The 17605-nt window shown below is 60.7% G+C and carries 15 protein-coding genes; 7 read left to right on the top strand and 8 right to left on the bottom strand.

The features are described 5' to 3' along the window. The first annotated feature begins 250 nt into the window (after window positions 1-250). Window positions 251-1999, top strand: coding sequence for a VanW family protein (locus tag EHF33_RS01490; protein ID WP_124867306.1), 1749 nt, complete (start codon window positions 251-253; stop codon window positions 1997-1999). A 71-nt stretch (window positions 2000-2070) separates the two neighbouring features. Here EHF33_RS01490 and EHF33_RS01485 read toward each other — a convergent pair whose 3' ends face one another. Both EHF33_RS01485 and EHF33_RS01480 read right to left on the bottom strand, forming a co-directional pair. Then, entirely contained in the window at window positions 2071-2589 is a 519-nt protein-coding gene (locus EHF33_RS01485) for a GNAT family N-acetyltransferase (RefSeq protein ID WP_124867305.1), read from the bottom strand. Next, on the bottom strand, window positions 2586-3605 hold the full coding sequence (locus EHF33_RS01480; protein WP_124867304.1) for a LacI family DNA-binding transcriptional regulator: 1020 nt from the start codon (window positions 3603-3605) through the stop codon (window positions 2586-2588). Before EHF33_RS01480 ends, EHF33_RS01485 begins: the two co-directional genes overlap by 4 nt. Window positions 3606-3742: 137 nt before the next feature. Between EHF33_RS01480 and EHF33_RS01475 the strand changes: the two genes are divergently transcribed. The 4 genes from EHF33_RS01475 (at window position 3743) to EHF33_RS01460 (ending at window position 6243) form a co-directional block, all read left to right on the top strand. Then, window positions 3743-4420: an SCO family protein gene (locus EHF33_RS01475; protein WP_124867303.1), complete on the top strand. Its 678-nt coding sequence runs from the start codon at window positions 3743-3745 to the stop codon at window positions 4418-4420. After that, window positions 4417-5262: a cytochrome c oxidase assembly protein gene (locus EHF33_RS01470; protein WP_124867302.1), complete on the top strand. Its 846-nt coding sequence runs from the start codon at window positions 4417-4419 to the stop codon at window positions 5260-5262. Before EHF33_RS01475 ends, EHF33_RS01470 begins: the two co-directional genes overlap by 4 nt. Before the next feature lie 9 nt (window positions 5263-5271). After that, complete coding sequence (locus EHF33_RS01465) at window positions 5272-5871, top strand: HD domain-containing protein (protein WP_124867301.1); 600 nt, start codon at window positions 5272-5274, stop codon at window positions 5869-5871. Between the two features lie 138 nt (window positions 5872-6009). Continuing rightward, entirely contained in the window at window positions 6010-6243 is a 234-nt protein-coding gene (locus EHF33_RS01460) for a hypothetical protein (RefSeq protein WP_124867300.1), read from the top strand. A 76-nt stretch (window positions 6244-6319) separates the two neighbouring features. Here the strand turns inward: EHF33_RS01460 and EHF33_RS01455 are convergent, their stop codons facing one another. Continuing rightward, entirely contained in the window at window positions 6320-9097 is a 2778-nt protein-coding gene (locus tag EHF33_RS01455) for a valine--tRNA ligase (protein WP_124867299.1), read from the bottom strand. After that, window positions 9094-9471: an NUDIX domain-containing protein gene (locus EHF33_RS01450; protein ID WP_124867298.1), complete on the bottom strand. Its 378-nt coding sequence runs from the start codon at window positions 9469-9471 to the stop codon at window positions 9094-9096. The genes EHF33_RS01455 and EHF33_RS01450 overlap by 4 nt, the downstream gene beginning before the upstream one ends. Before the next feature lie 498 nt (window positions 9472-9969). On the opposite strand from EHF33_RS01450, the gene EHF33_RS01445 reads away from it, so the two are divergent. Beyond that, entirely contained in the window at window positions 9970-12756 is a 2787-nt protein-coding gene (locus EHF33_RS01445) for a M16 family metallopeptidase (protein WP_124867297.1), read from the top strand. Between the two features lie 145 nt (window positions 12757-12901). Here EHF33_RS01445 and EHF33_RS01440 read toward each other — a convergent pair whose 3' ends face one another. The 3 genes from EHF33_RS01440 to murI form a co-directional block, all read right to left on the bottom strand. Further along, window positions 12902-14137, bottom strand: a complete 1236-nt coding sequence (locus EHF33_RS01440; RefSeq protein ID WP_124867296.1) for a cytochrome P450 — start codon at window positions 14135-14137, stop codon at window positions 12902-12904. Between the two features lie 72 nt (window positions 14138-14209). Then, window positions 14210-14911 (bottom strand): ribonuclease PH, encoded by a 702-nt coding sequence (rph, locus tag EHF33_RS01435; protein ID WP_124867295.1) that lies wholly within the window; start codon window positions 14909-14911, stop codon window positions 14210-14212. A gap of 10 nt (window positions 14912-14921) precedes the next feature. Then, a complete protein-coding gene (gene murI, locus EHF33_RS01430) occupies window positions 14922-15761 on the bottom strand; it encodes a glutamate racemase (RefSeq protein ID WP_124867294.1) in 840 nt (279 codons plus the stop codon). Between the two features lie 68 nt (window positions 15762-15829). Here murI and EHF33_RS01425 point away from each other — a divergent pair, with 68 nt between their 5' ends. After that, a complete protein-coding gene (locus EHF33_RS01425; protein ID WP_124867293.1) occupies window positions 15830-16534 on the top strand; it encodes an outer membrane beta-barrel protein in 705 nt (234 codons plus the stop codon). A gap of 558 nt (window positions 16535-17092) precedes the next feature. Here the strand turns inward: EHF33_RS01425 and EHF33_RS01420 are convergent. Continuing rightward, a complete protein-coding gene (locus tag EHF33_RS01420) occupies window positions 17093-17593 on the bottom strand; it encodes a hypothetical protein (protein WP_124867292.1) in 501 nt (166 codons plus the stop codon). Window positions 17594-17605: the final 12 nt, after the last annotated feature.

Genomic DNA, 17605 nt, shown 5'->3' with positions numbered 1-17605 from the left:
TTGTGGAGGCGCAGGCTTCAGCTTTGGAGTATCATGTGTAAGATGCTCACTTCAGGCCTCCCAAACCGGGCATCGTGCTGACAAGTTGACAGTTGTCGGCAGTGATATGTCATGATAAGTGGACTGAGCGAGCGGACGCGCCTCCAAACGTGAAATTTTTACACTCGCTCACCCCTTTACCTTAGATTCTGAAGTCCGGCGGCGCAGTACACCAAAAACGCCGCACCTTCCCGCCGAACTGGAGAAGAAGTTGAGTAACGTAAAAGCATGGATCATCGGTTGTTCAGCCGTCGCCGTTTTGGGCGGCGCACTGGCGCTTGGCGTGGCAGTGAACGAAGGCCGCTTGCCGACAGGAACCAGCGTGAACGGCGTGGATGTCAGCGGCCTGAACCAAACTGAGGCGCTGGCCAAAGTCAAGGCGACCATCAAGGTGCCGCAGGTCAGCGTCAAGGCTCCCAGCAACAGTGCAGCCAGTAGCAGCGCGGCCAGTCAGGTAAGCGCTCCCCAAAGCTGGACGCTGAGCGCCGAAAAGCTCGGCTATCAGGTGGACGCAAACAGCAGTGTGGCCGCCGCCTTTTCGGACGCCGAGAACCGCAACCTGGTACAGAAAGTTCAAGACCTCGCCGGACAGATTGCGGGCCAGAGCAGCGCCCAGGACTACCCGCTCAAGATCAGCGTGGACGCCAGCGTGGCTAAAAAGACCCTGGCGGAGTTGACGGCTCCTCTCAACACTGCGCCCAAAAGCGGCAAGATTTTCTTCGACAAGACCCGCTACGCCATGACGCCCGATACCCCCGGCCAGAAAATGGAAGTGGACACGGCGGCCACCGCTTTTGCCAGTGACCCCAGCTTGCGCGAACTGACCATCAGTACCGTGCCCTGGATTTCGTCTGACAGCAGCGCCAAATTGCAGGCGCTGGTGGACAAGGGCAACGCCCTGCTGCGCCCCATGACCGTGCAGCTCGGAGACAGCCAGCACACTGGCGTTCTCAGCGCCCTGCAAGTCGCCAATTTGTTCTGGGTGCGGCCCAGCGGCTTGGAACTCGACAAAGCCGCCATGAAGCAGAGCCTCAAGACGCTCAGCAGCTACCTCGACGAACCGGCTCAGAATGCCCGCTACGCCAATCAGGGCGGCAAATTGGTGCGGGTCGAAGAGCAGGCGGGCTTCGTGACCGATCAAGCGGCGGCGCTCGCGGCCCTCAGCAAAGCGGTGCTCGATCCCAGCGTCAAGACCCTCAGCTTGCCGAGCAAAACCCAGCAGCCCAGCATCACCGTGGCGGCGCTGCCTGACCCCACCAAACTGACCCTGATCACCACCGGCGTCAGCACCTATTACCATTCCAGCCCTGAGCGGCGCACCAATGTCGCCAACGCAGCGGCCAAAATTGACGGCGCGGTGGTGGAAGCGGGCGGCGTCTTCAGCTTCCTCAACACGCTCGGCAGCATCAGCGAAGGCAACGGCTTTGTCGGCGGCCTGATCATCAGCGGCGGGCGCACGGTGGACGGCCTCGGCGGCGGCGTATGCCAAGTCTCGACCACCACCTTCAGGGCGCTGTATCAAGCTGGAATGCCCATCGTGGAGCGCAACCAGCACTCTTACCGGGTGGGCTACTACGAGCCGCGTGTGGGCTTTGAAGCCGCCGTTTATGATCCCGGCGTCGACCTCAAGATGAAAAACGACACCGGCGGCTTGATGCTGATCCGCACCGTCAACAACAATGCCCTCAGCCGCCTCGAAGTACAGGTCTGGGGCGTGCCGCAAAGCCGCACCGTCAGCGTGTCGGGAGCCACCATTCTCAGTAGCACGCCGCACCCCGCGCCCAAGTACATCGTCAATTCGAGTCTGCCGCGCGGCGCGAGCAAGCAAGTCGACTGGGCGGCCAACGGTTACAACCTCTACATCACCCGCACCATCAAAGACGCTTCGGGCGTGCGGACAGACCGTATGGACACCCTTTACAAGCCCTGGCAAGCCGTGTACGAAATGGGGCCGAGCTAAACGAAATTTGAGTGCAAAGAAAGCAAAGGGGCCAACCGGTAGAGGTGGCCCCGCTTGTTTTGGCTGGCCGCTTAGCCCGCCTGCTCCGGCTCAAAGTCCTGACTGGCCAGCACCACCGACGTTTCTACTTGTCGGTCTGGAATGTTCCAGAAGGTTCGCAGCAAGGCATTCTTTCGGCTCTCCGAAACCAAGGCGAAGCCGTGCCGCTGATAAAACCGGATGGCCCACGTCGCCGCTTGCCAAGTCCCGATCAAGATGGGCTTGGACGTTTGGGATGTCAAATCTGCGAGAAGCTGGCCGCCGATGCCCTGACCCCGCTGGGCGCTGCGGACGTAGGCGTGGCGAATCAGATTGACCTCCCCTTTGTCTTGAATACCCATCACGCCGGTCACCCGCCCCGCGTCAACTCCCTCATCCTCGACCCAGCAGCGGAAGCGCACGCCGTCCGCGATTTGCTCGGTTAATTCTGCTTCGCTCATGTAAGGTTCAACCCAGCGGTCTGCCGGAATGATGCCCTTGTAAGCGCTGGCAGCGTCGTTGATGACCACGTAGATTTCGGGCAGGTCACTGGCTGAGGCGTCCCGAATCATTTTGCCTCTCCAGTGCTGGAAGGCCCCGTGCTGGAGCGCAACACCAGTTTCGGCTCAAAGGTGCGGACGCGCGGTGGCCCCCGGTGCCCACTCAAACGCGAGAGCAGCAAGGTGGCCGCTTCGTAGGCCATGGCTTCCACCGGCTGGTGCAGGGTGCTCAGGCCACGCGCCGCCGCCCACGGCTGATCGTCAAAGCCCAGCACCTTGAGCTGCGTGCCCACTTTGAGGCCGCGTGCCTGCGCTTCGTCAAGCACCGCTCCGGCCAGCAAGTCGGCAGACGCGAAAACAGTGGCGGGAAACTCGGCTCCGTCGAGGAAACGGGCGGCCACCGTGCGGGCAGCGTGCGGATCGAACGAGCTGGTGAGTTCGGCGGTGGTGCAGCGCCCAGCCGCCGTCAGAGACTTGTGAAATCCGGCGCTGCGCTCCTCGAACACCCGCGAGGTAAACACCTGATCCAGCTCGGTTTCGACCCAAATGGCGTAGAGGTGGCCCGCTTGTTGAGCGACAAATTCTCCGGCCAGCACGCCGCCGAGGTGGTTGTCCATGCGGGCGCAGTCCACGCCTTCAGCGTAAGCGTCCACCAACACCACCGGCTGCTGATCGCGCAAGCGGTTGTCGGTAAACATCTGGGTCAGGTTGTAGGTGGCCATCACCAGCCCGTCGGCCTGATACGCCAAAGTGTGGCTGCCCAAATAGCGCTCCAAGCGGGCGCGGTCGAGCAGCGGAAAGATCGCCACGTCGTAGCGGGCTTCTTGAAAAGCGGCTTCGAGGCCGTCGAGCAGCCGGACATAAAACTCGGTGGTCACGACCGGCAGCAAAATGCTGATGGTGTACGACTTGCCGCCCGCGATCCGGCGGGCGTGGGGATTGGGAACGTAATCGAGTTGGTGAATGGCGCTGAGCACCGTTTGGCGGGTGGAATCGCGCACGGCGGCGTGGTTGTTCAGAACCCGCGACACCGTGCCGACGCCGACGCCCGCCAGACGCGCCACGTCTTGAATGGTTGGTTTGTGCATTGGCGGCATTCTAACCCCAGAACGCGGCGGCGTGGAAGCAGCTTCCAAAGGGACTTAAAGCGGAAGGGGACAAAGGCCAGCCGCTTAGGGCGCAAAATGCGGACAAAGCCGGTGAAGCCGAAACGAAGGAAGTGAAGATGACCGAAGTTGAGCACACGCCCACCCAACCCAGCCGCGACGGCCACGCCAGCCAGGGCAGTAGCCACAGCCGTCCTTGGTACATCTCGCTGCTGTTTGCGCTGGCAGCCGTCGTCCTGCTGCTCGGCGGCGCGTGGGTGTACGCCCGCTTGCAAAGCCCTTTTCCCTTTTTCGGCACCGCTTACACGCCGCCGCTGAGCGCTCCGATTTTGTCCGGCACCGATCAAAACGGCAACGCCTACACCTTTGCGCCGAACGGCAAAACCACCGCGCTGTTTTTCGGCTTCACCCATTGCCCCAACATCTGCCCGCTGAGCCTGACCTATTTGAATCAGCTGCGTGAGAGATTACCCGCCGCCGAGCGCCAGAACTTTCAAATCGTGTTCGTCAGCGTCGATCCGCAGCGCGACACGCCGCCGCTCATCAAAAGCTATCTCAGCTTTTTCGGCAATGCGGTGGGCGTGCATATTCCCGAACCCCAACTGGCGAAGGTGGCGCTGAGCTACGGCGCGGCCTACACCAAAGCCGACATCAAAGGGCCAGACGATTACCAGGTCAACCACACCACCGCCACTTATCTGATCGACAAGCAGGGCAAAATCCGATTGCTGTGGGACTACACCCAGTTGCCGCAGCTCAAGCGCTTAGAGGCCGACGTCCATGAGGTGATGCAGTGAGCTTGGCTGCTGCTCCCAGCGGCCTTGACGCCAATAATCTCAGTCCCAGCCTCAGTGAGTTGTTGGCCCTGCGCTTCGACGCCTGGGTCTGGCTGCCACTGATTTTGGTGGGCGGATGGTATTTCGTGGCCTTTGCCCGCAGCCGCAAGACAAGTCCCAACGCTTGGCCGATCTGGCGGGCAGTGCTGTTCGGGCTGGCGCTGATCTGCACCGTGATCGTGACTCAGAGTCAGGCGATCACGCTGACCCTCAACAGCATGGCGCTCTACATGGGCCGCCTGATGGTGCTGGCCGAACTGGTGCCGCCACTGGCCGTGCTGGGGATGCCGCGCCATCTCAAGATTTCGCGTGAGTCCGCGCTGGGCCGCGTCCTCAGCGTCATCCTTGATCCGTGGGTGGTGTTGGCGCTGTGGGTGGCTATCCTTATTTTCTGGAATATTCCGGCTGGATTTAACGCCAGCATCGTCACCAACACGGCGGGCGCACTCCTGCCGGGCTTGTATCTGCTGGGCGGCCTGCTGGTCTGGTCGGTGATTTTGCGGCCTCTGCCGAGCATTCAGGGTCGCAGTTTAGGCAACCGGGGCTGGTTCGGGCTGCTCAGCGGGCTGCCGATGATGGCGGTGGCGGCAGTGTGGCTGTATAGCCCCAAAGTGCTGTATACGCCTTACGTGAGTGCGCTGTGCTTGTGGAACTTGACTCCGCTGCAAAACCAGAGCATCAGCGGCTGGATCATGATGCTGGCGGGCCTGCCGGGCATGGCGGTGGCCTTGGTGCAACTGATGGGCTGGCTGATCGAACTCGCCGACAGCGGCACGCAAACGCCGCCTCCGCCCACCGCCTAAACTGCAGACATGTTTCCCACCCCAGCCCAAGCCGAGCAGCTTCTTCGAGAAGCCGAAGCGCTTAATCCTGGCAGTTGGGCGGCACACTCGCGCTTTGTGGCACAGGCCGCCCGCGCCATAGCCGAGCATCATCCTGACCTCGATCCTGTGCGGGCTTACGTGCTGGGGCTCCTGCACGACATCGGGCGGCAGACTGGCCCCAACAAAGACCGCCACATTCTGGATGGGCATGACTTTTTGCTCTCACTCGGCTTCCCCGATGCCGCCCGCATTGCTCTGACCCACAGCTTTCCGGTGGCCGATCTGGCGACCTTGCAGGGCGAGTGGGACGGCACCGCTCAGGAGTGGGTGTGGCTGGGCGAGCTGCTGGCAACTGTCCAGATCACCGAAGAAGACCGCTTGCTGCAACTTTGTGACGCGCTGGCGCTGGCGGATGGCTTTTGCACGGTGCAGGAGCGTTTGGTGGACGTGGCCCTGCGCTACGGCTTCAACGCGGTGACGCCGCATAAATGGCGGTCTACGCTGAAACTCAAAGCCGACTTTGACGCCAAATGTGGAAGAAATGTGTACAGCTTGCTGCCAGGACTGGTCGAACGCCTGACCCAATGACCGGACTGAAACAATTAAAAAAGAGCCAAAAAGTGGGTCTGATGCACGCGGCGTGATGAATTTGACATTTTGAAAGTGATCTGCAAGAGTTCTGTAGGTCACTTTCAGGCAAACTGGGCATTAAGGAGAACTAAAATCATGCACCAGAAGTTCATCAGCCCAGCATCCTTCTCGCGGGCGCTGTGTCATCTTGTGGCTTTGGGAACTTTATCGGCCAGCGAAGCCGTCAAATACCGCAGCGGTGTGGTGCCGCACGATTTTCAGTTGCTGCTGCCGCACGGCGCGGTGATGCGCCACAGTCCGGGCGGCTACGTTATTCAGGGCGGCAACCCCGGCGCGTTTCAGGCCGACCTGGCCTGGGCGCTGGCTTGAAACAGAACATGAGAACAGGGAGAAGGGCCGCTCGAATGCTCAGCGGCCCTTCTCCTCTATCCAGCTTCTAGAAGCTCTAGAACTGCGCCAGCACTTCTTCCAGCCGCACCTTTTGGGCGCTGAAATCAATGACGCGGCGGCGTTCTTCCTCGGTCACTTCGGCGGGGGCGCGGGCCACGAAGGCTTCGCTACTGAGCTTGCCCTGCGCCTGCTTAATTTGCTTGTCCAGCTCGGCGAGACGCTTTTTTTGCTTGCCCAGCCACTCGGCGGTGTCTACCGTGCCGTCTAAGGGGGCGCGGATAATTACGCCAGCGTCCACGGCGCTGATTGTGCGGCCTGACAACGCCGGCACCAACGTCACGCGGGCAATGCCTTCCACCACGCGGGCATTTTCGCTCACGAGGCTGGCCGCTTCACCTTCCACCGCCACTTCCAAGCGGTCTTGCGGAGAGAGGCCCAGCTCATTTTTGAGAACGCGGGCAGCGCTCACGGCGGCGCGGAGCCGGGTAAAGGCCTGAGCCGCTTCGTCATCTTGCAGGGCGGGGTTGACTTCCGGCCAGGCGTGAACCGCGACTTGGCGGCGGTGGCCCAGCGCCTGATACAGCTCGGAAGTAATGAACGGCATGAACGGGTGCAACAGCTTGAGGATATGTTCCAGCACCAATTTCAGCGTCGCCAGCGTGCCGATGTTCGCCGCGCTCATGCTGGGCTTGGCCGCTTCCAAATACCAATCGCAGTATTCGTCCCAGGTAAAAGCGTAAATGGTGCGAATCGCCGCGCCGAGATCAAACGCGTCCAAGTGGGCCGTGACTTCCGCCGTCACCGCGTTGAGGCGGCTGATGATCCAGCGGTCGGCCAGGGTCAGCAGCTCCTTGTGTTCGGCCAAGTGCGCCAGCAGGTCGCCGCTGCGGGGGTTGACCCCTTCCGGCATCTGCGAGGCGGCGCGGACATACGGGGCCAGCAGACCGTCGTCAGGCAAATCGGCGGCCACTTCCGAGAGGCGCAGGCGCACGAAGCGGGCGGCGTTCCAGAGCTTGTTGGCAAAGTTGCGGCCCTGCTCGTAGCGGCGGGCGTCATGGCGGATGTCCTGACCGCCAGTGCTCAGGTAGGCGAAGGCGAAGCGCGAGGCATCCACCCCGTATTGGTCAAAGAGTTCGAGCGGATCAATGCCGTTGCCCTTGCTCTTGGACATCTTCTGACCCTTGCTGTCGAGGTACAGGCCGTGCAGCATGATGGTATTGAAGGGAGCCTTGCCGGTCAGGCCGTAAGCAGCCATCTGCATCCGGGCCACCCAGAAAAACAAAATGTCATAGCCGGTGACCAGCACCTGCGTCGGGTAGAACTTGAGGAAGTCTTCGTTGCCCGCGTCAGGCCAGCCGAGGGTGGAAAACGGCCACAGGTTAGAGCTGAACCAGGTGTCGAACACGTCAGGGTCACGCCTCAGGGTGAGGTGGGCGTACTGCGGGTCGGCGTCGCAGTCCAGATCCGGATTTTCCGGCGAAGGCACGTAGATGTTGCCCTGCTCGTCGTACCACGCCGGAATCTGATGGCCCCACCAGAGCTGACGCGAGATGTTCCAGTCGCGGATATTTTCCAGCCAATCGCGGTTGACTTTGGTGTAGCGCTCCGGCACAAACTGCATTTCGCCTTTGTCTAAGGCCGCCAGCACCTGCTGGGCCAGCGGCTTGACATTGACGAACCACTGCAAGCTGACGATGGGTTCCACCGGCACTTTGGTGCGCTCAGACAGACCAATGGCGGTGTCGTGGTCTTTTTCTTCGACCAAATCACCACTCTCAACGAGCGCTTTGACCACCGCTTTGCGGGCAGCGAAGCGTTCCAAGCCGCGAAACGGCTCCGGCACCAGCTCAGAGGTCAGGTTGCCGTTGAGGTCGATCACGCTGGGGCGGGCCAGGTTGTGCCGCTCGCCGATTTCAAAGTCGGTGGGGTCATGCGCGGGGGTGATTTTGAGTGCGCCCACGCCGAAGTCGCGTTCTACGGCGCTGTCGGCAATGATCGGAATGAGTCGGTCGGTCAGCGGAATCCGCGCCTTCATTCCTACCAGATGAGTGAAGCGCTCATCTTCGGGGTGGACGGCGATGGCCTGATCGGCAAAAATCGTTTCGGGGCGCACGGTGGCGATCAGGATTTCTCCGGCCTCGCCGTTGCTGGCCGCCGCCTGCGAATCTTCCAATTTGTAGCTGAGGGTAGACATCTTGCCCTTGCGGACTTCGCGGTCAATTTCCAGCTCGCTGAGGGTGGTCTGGGCGGCGGGGTCCCAGTTGACAATACGCTCGCCCCGGTAGGCCAGACCCTCGTGGTACAGCTTGACGAACTGATGCCGCACGGCGCGGGACAGCCCCTCATCCATGGTGAAGCGCTCGCGGGTCCAGTCGGCGCTGACGCCAAGGCGGCGAAGTTGATCCAAAATGGTGCCGCCCGATTCGTTTTTCCAGCTCCAGACTTTTTCCAAGAAAGCTTCGCGCCCCAAATCGTGCCGGGTCACGCCGCCGTCGCGGAGCTGCTTTTCCACAAGTACCTGGGTGCTAATTCCGGCGTGATCCATGCCAGGCAAGTACAGCGCCTCAAACCCCGCCATGCGCTTGTAGCGGGTCAGGGTGTCGATCAGGGTGTTGTCTAAGGCGTGCCCGAGGTGCAGGCTGCCGGTCACGTTGGGCGGCGGAATGACGATGGTAAAAGGAGGCTTGGCGCTGGTAGCGTCGGCGCGGAAGGGTTCTTCAAACCATTTTTTGGCCCAAGCCGGTTCGGTGGCGGCAGGATCGAAGGCCTTGGGCAGTTCGTTGAGGGCGTCGGGGTTAATGGTATTGGGGTTGATGGTATTGGGTTCAGTCATTGGATTACTCCTGTGGGAAGGAAAGCGTCAAAATTCCAATCTAATTTGGGGTTACTCAGCGGCACCCAGCGAAACCGGAACAAATGCTCGTCGGCGCAGTGATCCCAGGTTTCGGGCAAGCCAGCAGGCGCGGCGAGCCGAAAGAAGTGCCGCATCTCGCGTTTTTGGTGCTCGGCGTTGATCCAGACAGCGCTGCCCAGATACAGCGGAGCCCCGAAGCCAGTGCGTCCGGTTTCTTCTCGGCATTCGCGGCTGGCCGCCTCGGCAGGTGTTTCGCCCAGTTCCACGCCGCCCGCCGGAACTTGCACGCCGGAGTCGTCGGGGACATGGTCAAAGGCGAGCAATTCAGCTTCAGCAGCAAGGCGTGTGACCATGCAGACGGCCTTTTCGCGCAGTCGCCTCAGCTGAGCCACCTGCCGAGCTTCCCCCAATTCATTAAAGAGGATTTGGATAAACTTCTGGTCAACTTCGCTTACCATCACCGCCAACCTCGCAAGAAGGAAAAGACAAGGCGAGGCAACAAAAAACGCCCCATCCGCTGACTGCTGCGGACGAGACGCCGTTAAGGTCATTCCCGTGGTACCACCGCTCTTCCCGCCTCGGCAAAGAGGCAAGCCCTTGAACGCGCTGTAGCGGGCGCACCCGGAGAAGTCTACTGAGCCTTGCCTATCCATCCGGCAGAGCTGTTCTTTCCTCGTGCTCGCGGGCGACGTTCTCCGGCGGCGTTTCCCAGCTTCTTCTCAGTCTAGCCAGGGGCCAGAGAAGCTTTCTCTGTGGGCGCTCACAACGGGTACTCTTCCCGGTCACTGCACGGCCGAGTATAGCGCAAAACAGCGGACGTCTCTCACAAAAACCTATGAAATACTCCACAAATGCGCCTTCTTAACCTCCGCACCCTGACCCTCTCTCTCCTTTTACTGGCCCCCGTAGCCCAAGCTCAAAGCGCCGCTCCAACCGCGCCCACGACCCAAACTGCGCCGCTTAAACTTCCTGCGGGTGTGCAGTTCGTGACTTCTGTTGAGGGCATCAGCGAGTACAAGCTCACCAACGGCCTCAAGGTGCTGCTGGCCCCTACCGCTTCCAACGCGCTGATGACCATGCACGTCACCTACTTGGTCGGAAGCGTCAACGAGGGCTTAGGCGAAGGCGGCATGGCGCACCTGCTGGAGCACATGCTGTTTAAGGGCACGCCCACCAACAAAGACATTCCGGCCCTACTGCGTGAGCGCGGAGCCAACGCCAATGCCGATACCCACGCCGAATACACCGATTACCACGCCACGTTGAATGCCACCAAAGCCAATTTAGACTTTCTGACGGGCTTGGAAGCTGACCGGATGGTCAACAGCTTGATTCGGCCCGAAGACCTCGCCAGCGAACTCAAGGTGGTCATCAACGAGTTCGACAACGGCGAAAACAATCCGGGCAACTTGCTGTTCAAGGCCACTCAGCAGGCCGCCTTTGAATTTCACCCGATTGGCCGCAGCGTCATCGGCAACCGCTCAGAAGTCATCAGTGTTCCGGCCAGCAGCCTCAAGACCTTTTACCAGAAGTACTACCAGCCGGACAACGCGGTGGTGACGCTGACGGGCAACTTTGATCCGCAGTACGCCTTGGAGCGGCTTGGAGCCACCTTCGGCAAAATCGCCAAGCCGGTTCGCAGCGGCGGCACCACGCTGACCAAGGATTACACCGTGGAGCCGCCGCAAAGCGGTGAGCGCACCGTCAGCATCCGGCGGGTGGGCGCTTCACCGCTGCTGATCAACAGCTACCACACGCCCGCCGAAACCCACCCCGACAACGCCGCGCTGAGCATGTTGGCGGCGGTGCTGAGCGAGCAGCCCGACGGCAGGCTGTATCAGAAGTTGGTCGCCAGCAAATTGGCCGTAGGCGCGGGCATGAGCGTGGATTCGTACAACGTGCCGGGCCTGACGAGCTTCGTGGTCAGCCTCGCGCCGGACGGTGATATCGCCAAAGCCAGAGTCGCCCTGCAAGGCGTGCTGGAAGGAATGGCCAAAGACCCCATCACCGACGCCGATGTGACCCGCATCAAAACGCAGGTCATCGCCGCCTTTGACCGCCTCGCCGCCGACCCCGCCAGCACCGCCGAAGCGCTGATCTCGGGGCTGCCCACCGGCGATTGGCGCACCTTTTTTGCCCAGCGCGACGCCTTCTTGGCGGTGACACCGGCGGACGTCAACCGCGTGGCCCAGACCTATCTCAAGGCCAGCAACCTCACGGCGGGCACCTTTTACCCCACCCCCAAACCCGATCTGGTGACGGTGCCAATTGCGCCGAGCGTGGCCGAGACCTTAAAGAATTTTAAGCCGCGTGCCGCGCAGGCGCAGGGCGAGAATTTGAACACCGCGCCTGCGGCGTTGGAAGCCCGCGTAGAGCGACTCACCTTGCCGAGCGGCGTCAAAGCGGCCTACCTGAAAAAGGCTGTTCAGGGCAACCGGGTGCTGCTCAGCCTCAACCTCGACTTTGGCAACGAAGCCAGCGAGAGCGGCGTCCGCACCCGCGACGCGGCGGGTTACATCGACAGCCTGCTGCTGCGCGGCTCCAAGAATCTAAGCATTCAGCAACTGCGCGACCAGCTCGCCAAGCTCAACGCCACCCTCAGCATCAGCGGCGGCTCGACGGGCCTGAACCTCAGCGTAACCTCGCCGCCGGAGAACTTGGCTGCCGCCATGACGCTGGCCCGCACGGTGCTGCGCGAACCACTGTGGCCCGAGAGCGACTTTGAAGACCTCAAGAGAGGCACGCTCAGCAACTTGGAAAGCGCCAAGACCGAACCCAACGCGCTGGCAAGCGTCGCGCTGGGCCGCGCTTTTATGCCGGAAGGCACCAAACGTGGCAGCCGTTTTTATGGCCGCACCTTTGACGAGCGCATCGAAGATCAAAAAGCGCTGACTCTGGCCGATGTCAAAGCGGCTTACACCAAGTTGTGGGGCCTGTCCTCGTCGGCGCAGCTCGCGGTGGTGGGGCCGCTCGACAAAACGGTGGTGGAGAGCAGCGTCAGTCAGCTGCTGGCGGGCTGGACTTCCAGCGTGCCGTATCAGCGTCTGAGCAGCCCACTGGTGATCGCCAAGCCGCAGACCCTGAGCATTCAGGTGGCCGACAAAACCGGCGCAGTGCTGCGGGCCTCGCAAAACTTCGCGCTCAAAAATACCGATCCCGATTACGCGCCGCTGCTGATTGCCGTGCAGATTCTGGGCGGTGACGGCCTGTCCTCGCGCCTCGCCGACCGCATTCGCCAAAAGGAAGGACTGAGCTATTCGTCTGGCGCGAGCATCAGCGTAGACACCGACGAAGCATTGGGCAGCTTTGACGTGTCGGCTACCGCTTCGCCCAAAGATCTGGGCAAGGTGGAAACCGCCATCCGCGAGGAAGTCGCCCGCGCCCTCAAAGACGGTTTCACGGCCAGCGAGGTCAGCAAAGTGCAGGCCGCCATTGCTCAGGCCACCGCCGCCAACCGCAGCGACGACGGCAATTTGCTGGGCAGTTTGGCTTCGCAACTGTACTACGGCCAAACCTTTGCCGACAGCGCCCAATTAGACGCCCGCATTCAGGCCGTGACTCCGGCCAGTGCTCTGGCGGCGTTCAAGAAGTACGTCGATCCCAGCAAGTTGGTGGTGGTCAAGGCGGGAAGTTTTTAGAGCGGTAGATTCGAGACCAATTGATCAGCAATAAAAATGGAAGGCCGCTTGAGTTGCAGCGGCCTTTGTTGTGGAGCAGATTCGTTTCCTCGTCGCGCTCTCACCCTTCCTCTCTCACAAGGGCGAAGGGTCAATCAACACTTCGCTAAATACACACGTCCAACCGGCTCAGGCCCCGAATCACAAAGCCGCCCACGTATTCCGGCGCGGCGGTGGCATCAGTGAGCCGCAGCTTGGGCGCGTGGCGAACCAGTGCCCGCAAGCTGAGGGCCAACTCCAAGCGGGCCAGCGGCGCACCAAGACAGTAATGCTTGCCCAGCCCAAAGGTCAGGTGAGGATTGGGGTCGCGGGTCAGGCGAAGCTCGTCAGGCTTCTCAAAGCGGCGCGGGTCGCGGTTGCCGCTGGCGTAAATCAAAGCCACCTGATCGCCCATCTTGAGCGGCGTGCCGTTCCATTCCAAGTCCTCCAGCACGTAGCGCTCGAACATCGGCAGCGGGGTGTCGAAGCGCAGCAACTCTTCTACGGCGGTGCGGAAGATAGGCAAGCTGTTTTCAGATTGAGCGGCCTCCACCAGCTCGGCCCATTTCTCCGGCTGCCTCAGCAGCGCCAACACGCCCGCCGACAGGCCGTTGACGCTGGCTTCATGTCCGGCGTTGAGCAGCAAAATGCAGGTGTCGGTCAGCTCGGATTCGCTCAGCTTCTGGCCGCCGTCTTCGACCTGCACCAGCGCGGTGATCAGGTCGTCTTTGGGCTCGGCCCGACGCTGGACAGCGAGGCGGCGAATCAGGGCGCTGAATTCCACCACCGCATGCTCAGCCTCGGCTTGCTGGTCGGCGCTGTAGCTCGGCTCATACAGCTTGACAATGGCCGCCGACCAGGGGCGCAGCAAACCGCGCTCGGCTTCCGGCACGCCCAGCAGCTCGGCAATCACCCGCACCGGCAGCGGCTCGGCGTAATCGGCCACTACGTCAAAGCGCGGCCCCAACTGAGCCAAGTATTCCTCCAGCATCGCCTCGATGCGCGGCTGCAAGGTTTCTACCCGGCGCGGCGTGAAGGCCTTGCCGACCAGCGAGCGCAAGCGGGTATGCTTTGCGCCCTCAGAATCCAGCATGTGATTGCCGTTGAAGGCGTCAAAGTGCGCCTGGGCCGGGTCAGGCGGCGGCCAGCCGAGTTCGTCGCGGGAGTACAGGTGGGTGAGGGTGCGCCCAAAACGCTTGTCTCGCAGGATGCCGGAGATGTCGTCGTATCGCAGGAAAACCGTCTGCTTGATGGCCGCGTCGTAAAAGATTGGCGTGGTGTCGCGCAACTTCTCCAGCAGTGAATACGGGTTCTGGACGAAGGCCGGATCAGTCAGCGGCAAAGTGGGAAGCGCGGGAGGCATTCCCTGAGCATAGAGCGGGCGCTGAGTGGAGGGGTTAGAAAGCCAGAAATTCCGCTGTTTCCGCATCCCCCTTTACAGCTGCGCGTGAAGTGCCCGCGACAGTTCGCCCGCCGCCTTGATGCCAGCATTCAGCAGTTCCATATACTTTTCCGGCGCAATCGGTTGGCCTTCTGCGCCGCCCTGCGCTTCCAGAATCAGGCCCTTGGAGGTAGCGACCACATTGAGATCAGCGCTGGCCTGCATGTCCTCGCTGTATTCGAGGTCGACCAGCAGCTCATTGCCCACATAGCCCACGCTCACCGCGCCCAACTCGTGCAGCAGCGGCCACTCGCTGAGCGTACCCCTCCGAATGAGGCGGTCGGAAAGGTCGAACAGGGCGGCGTATCCGGCCAGCAGACTGGTCACGCGGGTGCCGCCGTCGGCTTGTAGCACGTCGCAGTCGATAATCAAGGTCTGATTTTTGAAGGAGCGCAGGTCGGTGACCGAGCGAAACGAGCGGCCCAGGAGGCGCTGAATCTCGTGCCGCCGCCCATTTTGCATGTTGCGCTCGCGGTTCTGGCGGTCATGGGTGGCACGCGGCAGCATCAGGTACTCTGCCATCAGCCAGCCTTCTTTCTTGCCGCGCATGTGGGGCGGCACTTTCTGATCAACGGATACGGTGGCCAGCACTTTGGTCTGACCGAGTTCCACTAGGGCGCTGCCCTCAGCGTAAGCGTTGACGTTGCGGCTGACTTTGAGCGGGCGGGCCTGATCGGCAGAGCGGTTTTGTCTCATAGGGTCTGTCTCATCTGGCAACACTCTCTTGGATAAGTTGGTTTAACTCGGCGTGTTCGACCTTCACGGTGTGGCCCAGCAAAGCCGCCATCACGGACGCGACCTCGGCAGGGTTTCCGGTGGCGAAGTAACGCACCTCTCCAGAAACGTCTGAGACTACACTTCCCAGCACCTGCACCGTGCGCCGGGCCACTGCCGCGCCGGAGTCGAGCAGCGCGAAGGTGTTCCCAAACTCGGCTCGGATACTGCTCGCCAGAAAGGGAAAATGCGTGCAACCCAGCACCAGTTGGTCGGCTTCAGCAGCGGCGGCGGGCGCTAACGCCTCACGCAAAGCGGCACGCATGCGCGGCGAGTCGGCTTCTCCCACTTCGACCAATGGCACCAAGTCGGGGTGACTCAGGCGCAGCACCCGCACCCCAGCGGGCACCGCGAACTGCTGAATCACCTCCTCCAAGAGCGCCCCGCGCAGCGTGACCGGCGTGGCCAGCACCGCCACCGTGCCGCTCTGGGTTGCTGCCACCGCTGGCTTGAGCGCTGGAACGAGGCCCACGATGGGGAAGGTGTGGCCGTACCGCGCCCGCAAAAAGTCGAGGCTAAAGGCGCTGGCCGTGTTGCAGGCGATCACCGCGCCCGCGCAGCCCTGCTGACGCAACCAATCGGTGCAGGCGGTGGTCAAGGTTCGGACTTCGGCCTCCGTGCGGCTGCCGTAAGGCACGTGGGCCGTGTCGGCCAGATACACGAAATCCTGATGCGGGAGCGCCCGCCGGAGTTCGCCCAGCACGCTCAGGCCGCCCATGCCCGAATCGAACACCCCGATGGGCCGCTGAGGTGCAGGAGAAAAAGAGGTCATAGCTCTCCAGAGTCTAACGGTTTGCTGAGCTGACCTTCGGCTGTCTGTTCTCAAGGTATCGTGGAGTCATGTACGGGCTGAACCCACCGCTGAAGACCTTGTTCGCTCTTCTTTGCTTCACTCTTCCGGCAGCCAGCGCCCAAACCGCACCGGCAGCATTGCCCTTTTCCTACACCAACTTTCAATTTGGTCTGCTCGGCGGCTACGCGGATGGCCGCAGCGTGCGGGTGTTTGCCAATTACAACAACCTCGCCGGCCCGCTGGGGTTGCGCCTGAGTGTGGGCCGCAGCAGCAAGGAGGGCGGCTTTGATGAAGACGCCGACTTGGGCTTACTCGGCAGCATTGGTCAGCAAAAAAAGAGCGGGCTGATCAGCAGCGAGCGGGCCAACGCCCTCTTTTTTGGTCTGGGGGCAACCTATGACCTCGGACAGCAAATTCCAGGGTTGGAAACCAGCTTCTACGGCGGGCTGCGCTATGGCCGGTTCAACTCGCGCCTGACCTACAAAGGCGGCCAGTACACCGATTATTCCAGCAGTGCTTTCGGGATAGGACTCGGCTCGCAGGCCGCCTACTTGCTGACCAATTCGCTCAGCGTAGTGGGCGACGTGGGAGTGGATCAGTATTTTGGGGGCGGCCCTATTGTCAGCCGCGACGACAGAAATAACACCGACACCTTTAAGCCCGGTGAGGGCGGCTATGAGGCGATTAATAAAGCCGTCAAGCGCCCCGGCACGGTGCTGAAGGTGATGCTGGGCGTGAGGTACAGCTTTTAGAGGAACAGGAGTCGGAAAGCGGAACGCCAAGAAGCACCCCGCCTCAGCGTTGGCTTGGTGCGGGGTGTGAGTAAAAGAGCTTATATGGTATAGGTGGAGAATTTTGAATCTTTACAGTGGCAAATAATCTATGAGGGTTGGGTGTTTTTCTTTAAAATGCAATAGCCTCTCACGCGATTTCCGACCAACTCAATTCTCATCAAACTTGTAGATCTAAACGTGTACATTTAAACCTTACGTTGCCAACTTTCGGAAAGTCATCCTCAATACATATTCGGAAACCTCCAACGAACACTACTCCACCTTCTTCTGCGACACTGCCTACTACCTCGTAGGCAAAGTAACCCTTAGATAACTTAACTATGCTCGGCTGAAGGCCATCCTCTACAACTTCTACGTCGTATGGCATAAAAGCCATCACGCAATCTACTATATCTCCAGAACGAGGTTCCACTTTATAGAAGGATGAGAAGACGAGGGCGCTATAGAAGCCATCCGTTACATAAACCTCTGCCTCCTGGGCACTCTGATCTAGGCTAAATACCTCGGATACTCTCACTACTTCTTCCATCCAAGACTTGGGGCTTTTCTGGAAACCTCACTGATCGTCTTAACATGAAGTGTCGTAATTTCACCTATAGTCCTGTCTAGACCGGCAAGAAGTACCTTGGCACTGCCTTTACCTCCAATGATCTGTACATATGCATTCATCTCAGGAACCCACGTACCATTCTTGATGACCAAGTTGGTGTCCTCCATATACTTTGCGAGATCATAAGATTTTAAGCCAAGCGCTTGAACTATTTCACCACCGTGCTTGTCAAAGTGAGCTTGTGCTTGACCAAGCTTCCAACTGAATTCACAGTTATGAACCAGCCAGCCCGTTTCCCCAACATAAAAGGTGTGGGCGGCATCAACAGTGAGATTGTACATCTGCTTGCTCTCACTCACCGTTTGTAGAAGCACGACTTGGCCGCTGCCTCCGCTGGCGGTTTTGAGGGTGTCGCCGAGTTTCAGGTGGCCTGCGCCGGGCTCATGCTTTGTTGGTAAGCCCGCCAAAACCCCTTCTCC

Source organism: Deinococcus psychrotolerans (assembly GCF_003860465.1).
Taxonomy (GTDB): Bacteria; Deinococcota; Deinococci; order Deinococcales; family Deinococcaceae; genus Deinococcus; species Deinococcus psychrotolerans.
This window is presented reverse-complemented; position numbering and strand designations above follow the sequence as displayed.

Bases quoted from the DNA above. Each gene is read 5' to 3' on its own strand.
- EHF33_RS01485 (WP_124867305.1), bottom strand. From the start codon at position 2,589: ATGATTCGGGACGCCTCAGCCAGTGACCTGCCCGAAATCTACGTGGTC.
- EHF33_RS01480 (WP_124867304.1), bottom strand. From the start codon at position 3,605: ATGCACAAACCAACCATTCAAGACGTGGCGCGTCTGGCGGGCGTCGGC.
- EHF33_RS01475 (WP_124867303.1), top strand. From the start codon at position 3,743: ATGACCGAAGTTGAGCACACGCCCACCCAACCCAGCCGCGACGGCCAC.
- EHF33_RS01465 (WP_124867301.1), top strand. From the start codon at position 5,272: ATGTTTCCCACCCCAGCCCAAGCCGAGCAGCTTCTTCGAGAAGCCGAA.
- EHF33_RS01460 (WP_124867300.1), top strand. From the start codon at position 6,010: ATGCACCAGAAGTTCATCAGCCCAGCATCCTTCTCGCGGGCGCTGTGT.
- EHF33_RS01455 (WP_124867299.1), bottom strand. From the start codon at position 9,097: ATGACTGAACCCAATACCATCAACCCCAATACCATTAACCCCGACGCC.
- EHF33_RS01450 (WP_124867298.1), bottom strand. From the start codon at position 9,471: ATGGTCACACGCCTTGCTGCTGAAGCTGAATTGCTCGCCTTTGACCAT.
- EHF33_RS01445 (WP_124867297.1), top strand. From the start codon at position 9,970: ATGCGCCTTCTTAACCTCCGCACCCTGACCCTCTCTCTCCTTTTACTG.
- EHF33_RS01440 (WP_124867296.1), bottom strand. From the start codon at position 14,137: ATGCCTCCCGCGCTTCCCACTTTGCCGCTGACTGATCCGGCCTTCGTC.
- rph (WP_124867295.1), bottom strand. From the start codon at position 14,911: ATGAGACAAAACCGCTCTGCCGATCAGGCCCGCCCGCTCAAAGTCAGC.
- murI (WP_124867294.1), bottom strand. From the start codon at position 15,761: ATGACCTCTTTTTCTCCTGCACCTCAGCGGCCCATCGGGGTGTTCGAT.
- EHF33_RS01425 (WP_124867293.1), top strand. From the start codon at position 15,830: ATGTACGGGCTGAACCCACCGCTGAAGACCTTGTTCGCTCTTCTTTGC.